Annotated in this window: 11 protein-coding genes; 7 read left to right on the forward strand and 4 right to left on the reverse strand. The window is 66.6% G+C overall.

All coding sequences use genetic code 11. From position 1 onward, the window contains the following. The 7 genes from WBP48_RS10530 to WBP48_RS10560 form a co-directional block, all read left to right on the forward strand. A partial coding sequence (locus tag WBP48_RS10530; protein WP_424440038.1) for a multicopper oxidase domain-containing protein occupies nucleotides 1-242 on the forward strand: 242 nt, incomplete at its 5' end. A 364-nt stretch (nucleotides 243-606) separates the two neighbouring features. Next, nucleotides 607-966: a type II toxin-antitoxin system RelE/ParE family toxin gene (locus WBP48_RS10535; protein ID WP_424440041.1), complete on the forward strand. Its 360-nt coding sequence runs from the start codon at nucleotides 607-609 to the stop codon at nucleotides 964-966. After that, nucleotides 966-1268 (forward strand): helix-turn-helix domain-containing protein, encoded by a 303-nt coding sequence (locus tag WBP48_RS10540; protein ID WP_424440044.1) that lies wholly within the window; start codon nucleotides 966-968, stop codon nucleotides 1266-1268. The genes WBP48_RS10535 and WBP48_RS10540 overlap by 1 nt, the downstream gene beginning before the upstream one ends. 23 nt (nucleotides 1269-1291) lie before the next feature. Next, on the forward strand, nucleotides 1292-1498 hold the full coding sequence (locus WBP48_RS10545) for an antitoxin MazE-like protein (RefSeq protein ID WP_424440047.1): 207 nt from the start codon (nucleotides 1292-1294) through the stop codon (nucleotides 1496-1498). A gap of 358 nt (nucleotides 1499-1856) precedes the next feature. Then, nucleotides 1857-3443, forward strand: a complete 1587-nt coding sequence (locus WBP48_RS10550) for a response regulator transcription factor (protein WP_424440050.1) — start codon at nucleotides 1857-1859, stop codon at nucleotides 3441-3443. Between the two features lie 128 nt (nucleotides 3444-3571). Next, nucleotides 3572-4825, forward strand: coding sequence for a threonine/serine exporter family protein (locus WBP48_RS10555; protein ID WP_424440053.1), 1254 nt, complete (start codon nucleotides 3572-3574; stop codon nucleotides 4823-4825). Between the two features lie 52 nt (nucleotides 4826-4877). Then, a complete protein-coding gene (locus tag WBP48_RS10560; protein ID WP_424440056.1) occupies nucleotides 4878-6200 on the forward strand; it encodes an amidohydrolase family protein in 1323 nt (440 codons plus the stop codon). Nucleotides 6201-6677: 477 nt separating this feature from the next. Here WBP48_RS10560 and WBP48_RS10565 read toward each other — a convergent pair whose 3' ends face one another. The 4 genes from WBP48_RS10565 to WBP48_RS10580 all read right to left on the reverse strand — a co-directional run bounded on the left by WBP48_RS10565 (nucleotide 6678) and on the right by WBP48_RS10580 (nucleotide 10311). Next, entirely contained in the window at nucleotides 6678-8378 is a 1701-nt protein-coding gene (locus WBP48_RS10565) for an MFS transporter (protein ID WP_424440059.1), read from the reverse strand. Beyond that, the gene (glsA, locus tag WBP48_RS10570; RefSeq protein ID WP_424440062.1) at nucleotides 8375-9400 is read right to left on the reverse strand and encodes a glutaminase A; all 1026 of its coding nucleotides are present in this window, start codon (nucleotides 9398-9400) and stop codon (nucleotides 8375-8377) included. The genes WBP48_RS10565 and glsA overlap by 4 nt, the downstream gene beginning before the upstream one ends. A 154-nt stretch (nucleotides 9401-9554) precedes the next feature. Next, complete coding sequence (locus tag WBP48_RS10575; protein WP_424440065.1) at nucleotides 9555-9890, reverse strand: ArsR/SmtB family transcription factor; 336 nt, start codon at nucleotides 9888-9890, stop codon at nucleotides 9555-9557. After that, a complete protein-coding gene (locus tag WBP48_RS10580; protein WP_424440068.1) occupies nucleotides 9877-10311 on the reverse strand; it encodes an SRPBCC family protein in 435 nt (144 codons plus the stop codon). The genes WBP48_RS10575 and WBP48_RS10580 overlap by 14 nt, the downstream gene beginning before the upstream one ends. Nucleotides 10312-10690 lie beyond the last annotated feature (379 nt).

The raw sequence follows: 10690 nt of genomic DNA on the forward strand, positions 1-10690 counted from the left end.
TGGGGGAGCGGGTGCAGTTGCGGATCCGCAATGACACCGAGATGTGGCATCCGTTCCACCTGCACGGCCACACCTACCAGCACACGGGCGGCGGCCCCCGGAAGGACACCTCGATCATCCTCCCGGGCCAGACCCTGACAGTCGACTTCGACGCCGACAACCCCGGTCTGTGGGTCGCGCACTGCCACAACATCTACCACGCCGAGGTCGGCATGACCACGGTGCTCGGGTACCGGTCATGAACCGCGCGTTCATCCCCAGCACGGGAGGATGATCGCGCGGGCGATCGGACGGCGGCGGCGGACGTCAAGTCTAGGTGGACTTCCTACTCTTATGTAGGGATCTGCCATTTCGCGCGGAATCCTGCTGACGAAACTGCTGCCAATTAGCGTGGAATCCCCGAGTTCTCCGCCACCTTGACCGGGAACCTACAGTAGTTGAAGGTTCCACGCCGAGATGACAGTTTCCACGGGTAGTTGGCATGCACTTGGCAGGTCTGCCATTTGCGGCGGACGATAGGACGCTCGCCAGTTCGACTCGGTGAGCTCCTGGGGGTACCAGACAAGGACTCCCACGGCACCGCTCCGGCCTCGTAGCGTTGCTGTCATGGGTTCGATGGACGATGCGCGGGAGTTTCTAGTCTCCCGTCGCGCACAGATCACCCCGACACAGGCGGGGCTTCCCGACGCTGGCGATGACCGACGAGTTCCCGGCTTGCGGCGTGAAGAGGTTGCCGCGCTGGCGCAGGGGCACATGCTCGGCATGCCCCACTCACGCCCGCTCGGGGACGGACTGCGTGAGCTGCGGTTCACCTGCGAAGGGGTGGCACGCCGGATCACCTACGTGCTCGATCCAGAACGGCAAGCGGTCACGCTGACGACGTTCCGAAAGCAGCGCAACAATGAGCGTGGCGAGATCCTCCGAGCTCGTCGGGCACAGGCAAGACACAAGGAAGGGAAGAACTGATGAGCACTCCGTTTCGCGAACTGGAAGCCGCAGCACTCGCTGCCATGACGCCAAGCGAGCGCGCACGGTTCGACGCCGCGCTCGACGAGGAAGAGGCGCGCCTCGCGCTCGCCGAGATGGTCTATCAGGCGCGCACGGCCGCGGGGCTCACACAGGCGGCACTCGCGGAGCGCGTCGGCTCGAAGCAGTCCGTTATATCTGCCATCGAGAACGGGTCGCAGCAACCGACGATCACCACGCTCCGGCGGATCGCACGCGCCGTCGGCCGTCATCTCACGATCGAACTCGCTGTGGCCAGCTGAGGAGGAGATCCAGGGTTGTCGGCATGGCCGTTCGTGAGCGGGTGAGTGAGTACCGGCGCCGGATGCGGGAGCGCGGATTCCGCCTGGTGCAGATCTGGGTGCCTGATGTGCGGACCCTGGCGTTCGCGACGGAGGCGCGTCGTCAGGCAGCGCTTGTGGCTGCCGCCGACCGACGCAGCGATGACCAGGCATTCATCGAAGCGATCTCCGCGCCTTGGGACGAGGAGTGATCCGAGGCGTACTGTCGACCGTCGCGGGCGGTGTCCACGCTTCACAGCCACCCCCGGCATTGATCTTTCAGGATGACGCCTTCGAGAGCACGGGCTCGGTGACCGTGTTACCTCTGACGAGCACGCTCGTCGACGCTCCGCTCCTGCCGGCGCCAACTGTCGGGGAACCCCGGCATCCTTCGCCATCGTGAGCGGGAGCCTGCGGGGAGGCGGGAACCTACGGGTAGATTGAGGCTCCACGCCGGAATGACAGTTCCCACGGGTGGATGGCAGGTCTTGGCATGTCCGCCGACGGGGACCGTCCCCGTGGATACTGACGCTGTCGGGGAATCCAGAACGTAGGCAGAGGAGTGGTGACATGGGCGCCCCGACACCACCGGATGCGGCCCTGGAGCTTGCCCGAGCGGTGTCCAGCGGCGACCCGGACGCTGTTGCGGACGTTGCGACGCGCCATATCTGGCCACTTTTCGATCGTCACTACGTGCAGCTGACGGATGCTGTCCGGGCGCTTCCCGGAAGGGTCCTCGCGCAGCACCCTGTTCTTCAACTCGTCCACCCGCTGGCGCCGGTACTTGCTCGATCGAATGAGCCGTTCGATGCTGGTCGTTTCGCCGAGATGATGCGATCTCGCCCCGAGGCCGAGATCGACGTGCTCACGATGATGCAGGTGATCTCTGCTCGGATGAGCGGGGACATCGCAGGCGCGATGGTCTACGCGGGAAGGCTTGCGAACAGGATCACGCGCATCCACCTCGTTCCCGCAGAACTCGCCGGCCAACCGATTTGGATGCTCCACCATCAGGTGGGCTCCACCATGCTGATGGCGGGGCATACGCGGGCCGCACTTTCACACTTCGCGACCGCCCGTCAGATCGGAGAGCTGACAGGGTCGGATGACGCTGTCCGCTCCTCGCTCGGACGCGCCGCTCTCGCGTCGGCGATTCGTGGGTCACTGGATGACGCTGATCACGCGCTCCGGTCGGCGGCCGCACTGCCCCCGGCCTCGGCGGCCTATCAGGGTGCTGCACGGGGTACAGAGGCAGTCGCCGCGGCGCTCGTCGCGGTCGAGCGGCAGGACGCAGGGGCTGGCTCGTTGGTCGCGCAGCTCGAGGCCCTCGACGTCGCCGACGTGGTCTGGCCGTTCCTGCTCCTCGCCCGGGGTCGCCTGGCGCTCAGTAGCTTGCGTCCGCTCGATGCGCTCGAGGCGGTCGCGACCACCAAGAGCTCGCACCGCGTGCAGATAGGCTCATTCGCGGCAGACGCCGTCACCGCGCTGACCGCCGAGGCGCATCTGGCGCTCGGTGACCTCCCCGCCGCGCGACGCGCCGTCGACGCGGGGAGCTCTCCCGGGTGGCTCACTCTGCTGGCACGGGTGCGAACCGCGATCCATGAGGGTGATCTCACGCATGCCCGCTCAGACGCGCGAGGTCTTCAAGAACGAGAGGGTATCTCTCCGGCGCACCGTGTGGAGTTGCTGGTGCTGAGCGCATGGGCTGATGTGCTGGACGGACGCGAACTCGACGCCGCACTTGCGGTCCGGATCGCCCGTATCGTCGCCGGCGGGGAGGGACGTCGCATCATCGCCTCCGTTCCGGAGACGGTGAGCACCCGGGTAGCGCAGCAGCTATCGAAGACCGAGAAGGGTGCTTTCCTCTCCTCGTTGACCGGTCTCGTCTTCCCGCCGCAGATGCCGGTGCGCGCGGCGTTGACTCCCGCAGAGCTCCGAGTCCTCCGCGCAATAGGAGAGCACACGACAGCGTCGGCTGTCGCCGCGGCGCTTCACGTCTCGCCGAACACGGTCAAGTCCCAGTTGCGGTCGCTGTATCGCAAGCTCGGGGTGGCGACCCGCGCCGATGCCATCATCGAGGGATCCCGGCTGCACCTCGTCAGACCGGACGATCGCACTCACACCGGCGACGACACGTCGGATCGGAGTGCCCTCTAGCCGGATGCTGTCGCCGGGTGAAAAGTGGGTGAAAACCCTGGTGACGTTGCTGGTGAACTTCGTCCCACGCAGAAGCCTTCTGCACGAAGCTTCGACTGGCGCAATATGCCGGTCAGGGGACGCAGACGATGACGCAGGACGATACGGCGTACGTGCTCGGAACCTTCGGCACGCTGCTGTTGGACGCTGGCATGTCGGTGACGGATGTGCGCGAACATCTCGAGGAAGCAGCCTTCATCGCGGATGCCGACGACGTCGTAACCTTCTCGGTGCTGCCCACTCTGGTCCTTGCAGGCAGGGGCGGCACCGAGCCAGCGATCCTCGCGACGACACAGGGCGACTTGTCGCTGCAGCTTGCGGCACGTGCCAACACGCTCAACCGTCTGCTCCGCAGGGGATCGATGGGGGTCGCGGATCTTCCCGCCCGTATCGCGGAGATCCGCGCTATGACACGACCGCCTTCTCTGATGAGGTGGGTGTCCGGTAGCACACTCGTCGGGATCGGCCTGGCAGTCCTGTTCCGATGCGACTGGTGGGCGATCCTCGCCGCTGCCGTGGCGAGTGTGGTCGTCGGCGGAATCACCGGACTCATGAACCGTCAGCCTCGGGCCGCCGCGATCGTTCCCTTCGTCGTAGCGTTCGCATCGACGCTGATCGTGGGTGGGGCGGCACAGGGCCTGCATGCCGGCCCTGTGCCGCTGTTCGCGCTCTGCGCACCGATCGCCATCCTGGTTCCCGGAGCCCTCATCACGAACGCCCTGCTCGAATTGACCGCGCAGGACATCGTGACCGGCTCGGCACGACTCGTGTACGGCATGATCGTGCTGGCCTTCATGTCGGCAGGGATAGCCGCGGGGGCAACGGCCACCGGGCTCCGCTTGGACCCGGCGTCGGCAGCGCTCGTGGGCGAGATCGCTGGGGTCCACTCAGATCTTCAGGGGTGGGGCGCAGTTCCGCCGCTGTGGGTGTCGTGGTTCGGGGTGGTGCTTCTCGCAGTGGGCATCGCACTGGCGTTCGGGGCGGGCGCCCGATTGGGTCTGCTGTGTATCGCCGCGATGATCTGTGCATATGCCCTCCTGGTCGCACTCACCCCGCTGGGGGGAAAGGTCTTCGCGACCGGCGCCGCGTGTGCCCTGCTCTTCCTACTCTCCCGACTCGTCGGCAGCCTCATCATGGCGGTCCCGGCGGCGGTGTCGTTTCAGCCCGCTTTCCTCCTGCTCGTGCCCGGGACCGTCGGTCTTGTTGCTCTCGCCGCTGCCGACGAGACCGCGCTGACCGTCGCCCTCGAAACGCTTGTCAGCCTCTGCATCGGCATCAAGGTCGGCGCACTGCTCGCCGATGGCGTCGCCCACCTGCGACGACACCTTCCTCGAATCCCTTGACATGCTCCGCTCGTCGTCACGCCATACCGAACCCGTCTGAGAGGACACGACCATGACTGCCCCGCCGTTCGCGCTTACGCACGTCACCATCATCACCGGCGATGCCCAGGGGACTGCGCTCCCCGATCACACGCTGCTGGTCGGCGACGATGGCCGTATCGCGGCCGTCGGCCCGTCCGCCGAGGTTCTCGTTCCCCATGGATATCGGGTCATCGAGCGGAGCGCCCACTACGTGCTCCCCGGAATGATCAACGCGCACGCCCACCTGTTCGCCGACGGCAAGCCACTGCCGCAAGTACTCACCAGCGAGAGGGCCGAGAAGCTCGTCTCGATCTTCATGCACAGCCCGTTCGGGAAGAAGATGCTCGCCGGGCGCACGCGTCGAAACATCCTCACCCAACTGAGCTCGGGTGTGACCACGATCCGCAGTCTCGGAGACGTGGGATACGAGGCGGTGAAGGCTCGCGGTGACATCGAAGCAGGCGTGTATGTCGGGCCCCGCCTCATCCCTTCGGGCCCGCTGATGGCCGTCAGCGGCGGCCATGGCGCACCTCAGATCGCCCTCATCAGCGACAACCCCTGGGATGCGCGACGCAACGTCCGCATCAACCTGCGAAACGGGGTCGGCGCGATCAAGATCGCCGCGACCGGCGGAGTGACCGACGCCCGCGCGATCGGCGAAGCAGGAAGGCCGCAGATGACAGAGGAAGAGATGACGGCGATCTGCGAAGAAGCGCACAACGCGGGCATCCTCGTCGCCGCGCACGCCCAGAGCAAAGAGGGCATCACCGCTGCACTCCGCGCCGGCGTCGACACCATCGAACACGGCGCCGGCATGAATGCCGAGATGATCGACCTCTTTCTCAGCAACCCTCGTTCGCTCTACGGGTCGTCCGCACTGATACCGACGTTGCAGGCATGCCTCCCACTGGTGAAGCTCGACCGCTCCATCACGGGGATCGACGACGTCGTCTACGCCAACGCGTCCATGATCCTCGACGAGATGCTCCAGGGGATCCACGACGCCGCGGCGAACGGGATCACGATCGGCATGGGCACCGACTCCGCGTTGACCTACGTCACCCACTACAACACCTGGCGAGAGATCGACCTGGTCGCGCGCTACGGCGGGATCGGCCCCTCCCACGCGCTCCACGCCGCCACACAAGCGAACGCGAAGCTCCTCGGCATTCACAAGGAGACGGGCAGCGTCGCGGCGGGCATGTCCGCGGACCTCCTCGTCGTCGACGCGAACCCGCTCGAGGATCTCCGCGCACTGGCGACTCCGAACCTGGTCGGCATCCGCGGGCAGCTCATCGAGAACCCCGACGTCACAAGATTCCCCGACATCGATGACCACCTCGACAGTCTCTGAACTCACCCCCGACGCCGCCGGCACATCTAGGACGCCGCCGGCACATCCAAAAGGACTCCCGTGAAAACCAGATCCACGACCGCTCTGACCGGGACCTTGCTTCTCGCACTCGGCCTCAGTGCCTGCGCATCCGCTTCCACACCGGATGCCACCTCCACACCCACACCCACGGCAACGAGCGCGTCAGCGGCAGAACAGGCGTGTGCCGCTGCGGACGATCTCGGCGCTGCCCTCACCAACGCTCGTGACAATCTCTCCTCCGTCCGCTCTAGAGCCGACCTGACAGCCCTGACCGACCCGATCTCAGAGTCGTACAGCGCGTTCCGCGCCGCCCTCGGGACGGCAGCGGCGGACCGTGCGCCGGCCGTCGAAGACGCATGGGCCGCCTTTGCCAGCACGCTGAGCGCGCCCAGCGGCGATGCAGGCCTGGTCGAGCGACTCACCTCGATCCGCAGCGCGCTCGACGGCGTGACGGAGTCAGCGAGAGAAGCGCTCCAGCCTCTGGGCTGCGACCTCCCCAATGGTTGAGGCCCCGCGAGGGCCACTCTGCCCGGCGCCTGTCGCGACGGACTCCGGGATCTCCCCCGGTACGTACCTTGGCAGTCGGCTCGCGGGAACGATCGCCAGTGCGCTCACCCCGGCGAGGATGAGCAGCCCGAGCTTGAGCGCCGAGAGGCGGGTGTCCTCGTTGAGGGCGACCGCGGCATCCACCTGCGCCGGCGTCGCGTCGGTTGCGGCGAGGATCTCGTGCAGTCGGTCATTGCTGACGAAGTTGGTGCTGTCGAGGTTGACCTGCGCCGTGAGCGACTCGGGCAGATCGACGTTGCCGGCGAGCGCCGCGGTCACATTCGCGCTGAGGATGCCGACCAGCAGCGCCCCGGAGACGGCGGTGCCCACGGCGGAGGCAAGGTTCTGGGTGGTGCCGCGGACCGAGCCGACATCACCCGCGAGCTCCTTCGGCGACGCCGTGACGAGGACGTTGAACACCAGGGTGACGAGCGCGCCCTGGCCGATGCCGAACACGACGAGGCCGAGGATCGTGGGCAGCGTCTCCCAGTTGTTGCTGACGACGAAGGCCAGCCACATGAGCGCGAGGGTCGTGAGGGTGAACCCGAACATGCCGATGACCCGCGGAGCGAACCGCGAGTAGAACCGCACGACGAGGGTCGCCGTGATGAACACGGTCAGGTTGAACGGGAGCATCGCCAGTGACGTGTCGAACGGCGTTCGACCCTGGACGATCTGGATGTAGAGCGGAACGGTGAAGTTCAGAGCGGCCTCGAGCGAGACCACGATGAACATCGCGTGGATCGCGGCGCGCTCCGTCCCTGCGCCGAACACCGACAGACTCACCAGGGGCACCCTGCCCGCGCGGGTGCGTCGCCGCGTCCACACGAAGAACAGTTGCACGAGGACGACGCCGACCACGATGAGGACGGTGGCGGGTGAGAGCCCGAGGATGTCGAACGGCGCGGTCGGCGTCGCCTGCAGCAGCCCCCATCCATTGAGGTTGTTGACCCCGAGGGTGAGCATGACGATTCCCGCGCCGATCAGCACGGCCGCGACGACGTCGATCTTGATCGCTTCGTTGCCGGGTGCGGAGTGCAGCGTGAAGCTCAGCGCGAAGACGGCGATGGCGATGATGAGGACGACCGCGAACACCCAGCGCCAGCCGACGAGCGTCGCGAGCGTGCCGCCGAGAAGGAAGGCGGTGACCCCCGCGAGCGCACGGGCAGAGCCGAGAGATCCGATCGCGGTGGCCTGCTGCGCACCGCGGTAGTTCTCGGCGATGAGGGCGACCAGGGACGGGACGATGATGGCCGCCGAGGCGCCCGCCAGCGCCTGCGCGAGGATCACCCATCCCACGGATGCCGAGAGGATCATCGTGAGGGCGGATGCTGCGAACAGCACGACGACGATCCGGAACATCAGGATCCAGCCGACCCGCTGACCGATCTTCGCTCCCACCATGACGAGTGCCGCGACGACGAGGCCGTAGGTGACGATCGCAGTGCTCACGTCGGTGGGCGCGACCCCGAAGTCGTCGACCATGCCGCCGAGTGACACCGGCAGCGCGGAGACGTTGTACGACATCAGGATCTGCGCGAGGAAGAGCGCGATCATGGGCAGCCATGACGCGCGGGTGCTGGTGGCCGGGGCGGCGGGGAGAGTGGTCATGTGAGGTGTCCTTGACGGTGGCGGGCCCGGGAGGATCGAGGGGCCGAGGCGAAGATGTTGAGACCGAGCGCGCGGGAGAGGTAGGCGGTGGCGACCTGTCCGCGCACGCTGTTGCCCGCGGCATCCAACCGCGGCGAGTACGCGCCGATGCCGACCTTTCCCGGTGCGATGGTCGTCAGCCCGCCGGCGACGCCCGACTTTCCGGGCAGGCCGATCTCGAACAGCCACTCCCCGGAACGCTCGTACAGGCCAGTGCCTGCCATGACCGCGAGCGTGTCTCGGCAGACGTCGGCCGACACGATCTGCTCGTCAGTGAGGGGGTTCACGCCGCCGTCGGCGAGCGTGGCCGCCATGATGGCGAGGTCGCGGGCATCGACGCGCAGCGCGCACTGGCGTGTGTAGATGTCGACGACCGCCTCTGGATCCCGCTCGATCCGGCCGTAGCTCTCCAGCAACCGAGCGATGGCGCGGTTGCGGTGATTCGTTTTCGACTCCGACCGGTAGACCTCACCGTCGACCTGGAGATCGCGACCCGCGAACCGAGACAGACCCTCGTGCAGGAGTCGCCATTGGTCGTCGGCCGTAGCGCCGGGAAGCAGCGCGGTCGTTGCGATGGCGCCGGCATTGACCATCGGGTTCATCGGATGCCCGTCGTTCAGCTCGATCGCGATGACCGAGTTGAACGCGAGACCGGTGTTATTGACGCCGACCATACCCAGGACGCGCTCATGCCCGACCTGCTCGCACAGCAGGGCGTACACGAAAGCCTTCGAGATCGACTGGATCGAGAACTCGGCGCGCGTGTCGCCGACTTCATGCACGCCGCCGTCGACGTCCGCGATGCACAACCCGAACGCTTCGGGATCGGCTTCGGCAAGGATCGGGATGTAGTCCGCCACCGTTCCCTCGTCGTGGGGCATCGCTCGCGCGTAGGACGCTTCGAGCAACTCATCGATGCGCGCGTTATCGGGGACAGGCCCTGTCTCCGACACCTGTGCAACGCCCGCGACGTCTGTTTCCATATCCGCTCCGACCTCCAGCCCGCCTCCACAGCTTCCTGTGGTCCATGCGCGGGTGACGCAAAGTTCACCAGGGCGATCACTCACCCTTCACCCGGTGAGCGCACTTGACTGAACCTCACCCCAGCCACACGACACCTGAGCTTCGGCTGCACCGCTACCGATCCTCGGACTCGGCGAGGGCGCGCAGGCGGTCGAGGGCCTCGGCGAAAAAGGGCTCGTAGCGGGCGAGCCAGGGCCCGAGTGCAGCGCCGAAAGCGCCGGCGTCCAGAGCGTAGCGTCGATGCCGACCCTCGCGGGCTGCGGAGACCAGGCCGGCGGCGCGCAGCGCCATGAGGTGCTTGGAGATCCCGGAACTCACGAGACCCGGGAACTCCGCGGCGAGTTCCCCGACCGTGAGGGAGCCGTGTTCCGCGAGCAGGTCGAGGATGCGGCGTCGTGTCGGGTCGGCCAGCATCCGGAACAGCTCGTCGCTCCCGCTATCCGACGCCATCTGTCACCAGTGCGGCGAGCCGGGGCAGCAGAGCGTGCGCGTCGGCGCCCTTGTCGTAGGCGTCCCGTACGCGCGGCCAGTCCTGCTTGCCGATCCCGGCGAAACCGTCGTGGAAGATCGTCACCCGCACTCCGGCATCGGTGGGCTCCAGTGTGAACCCCAGCCGTGCCGGATGCAGCCAGCCCGCATCGTGCTCGAACCAGGACAAGATCAGCCTCCGCTCCTGGTCGAGCTCGAGAACGGAGCCGGAGATGCGCTCGCCGCCGTCGGGACCGGTCATCGTGTAACTGCCCCCGACGACGAGATCGATTTCCAGATCGGGACGATCCCACCATCGTCGAAGCGCTTCTTGCGAACTGAACCACTTCCAGACCTCCGCGACCGGCGCGGCGACCTCGATGCTCCTGATGATGTCAGGCATGATCCAATCCTTCCCTTACCTGATAGTAATCTTTACCGTTCGGTAAGGGAAGACGGCGGACCTGACGTTCACTTTCTTGAGTTGTTCACTTCGAGCGGGCTGTCCGGTGACATTGATTCTGTGGTCCGTGCCATTGACTTGTGGTCGTGACGGTGATTCTGTGGTCCGTGCCAGTGATTCTGTGGCGCGCGGGCGCGTCCTGCTCGCGTCGACCAGTGACGCGGCCTAGTAGTACTTGGTTAGGTCTTGTTGACTGTCTTGGGGACTGTTAACCTCGCGGCGTGCGGGTAGATGAGATCGAGCGGGTGCGGGCGGGGTTGGACGAGTTCGTGGGCGAGGTGTTCGCGTCGCTGGGGCGGAAGGATCAGCGGGCCAAGGG

The sequence above is a fragment of the Microbacterium sp. genome, from assembly GCF_049661145.1.
GTDB lineage: Bacteria > Actinomycetota > Actinomycetes > Actinomycetales > Microbacteriaceae > Microbacterium.

Excerpts from the sequence above, each read along its gene's own strand:
- WBP48_RS10575 (WP_424440065.1), bottom strand. The coding sequence starts at position 9,890 with ATGGCGTCGGATAGCGGGAGCGACGAGCTGTTCCGGATGCTGGCCGAC.
- WBP48_RS10540 (WP_424440044.1), top strand. The coding sequence starts at position 966 with ATGAGCACTCCGTTTCGCGAACTGGAAGCCGCAGCACTCGCTGCCATG.
- WBP48_RS10560 (WP_424440056.1), top strand. The coding sequence starts at position 4,878 with ATGACTGCCCCGCCGTTCGCGCTTACGCACGTCACCATCATCACCGGC.
- WBP48_RS10535 (WP_424440041.1), top strand. The coding sequence starts at position 607 with ATGGGTTCGATGGACGATGCGCGGGAGTTTCTAGTCTCCCGTCGCGCA.
- WBP48_RS10550 (WP_424440050.1), top strand. The coding sequence starts at position 1,857 with ATGGGCGCCCCGACACCACCGGATGCGGCCCTGGAGCTTGCCCGAGCG.
- WBP48_RS10580 (WP_424440068.1), bottom strand. The coding sequence starts at position 10,311 with ATGCCTGACATCATCAGGAGCATCGAGGTCGCCGCGCCGGTCGCGGAG.
- WBP48_RS10545 (WP_424440047.1), top strand. The coding sequence starts at position 1,292 with ATGGCCGTTCGTGAGCGGGTGAGTGAGTACCGGCGCCGGATGCGGGAG.
- WBP48_RS10555 (WP_424440053.1), top strand. The coding sequence starts at position 3,572 with ATGACGCAGGACGATACGGCGTACGTGCTCGGAACCTTCGGCACGCTG.
- glsA (WP_424440062.1), bottom strand. The coding sequence starts at position 9,400 with ATGGAAACAGACGTCGCGGGCGTTGCACAGGTGTCGGAGACAGGGCCT.
- WBP48_RS10565 (WP_424440059.1), bottom strand. The coding sequence starts at position 8,378 with ATGACCACTCTCCCCGCCGCCCCGGCCACCAGCACCCGCGCGTCATGG.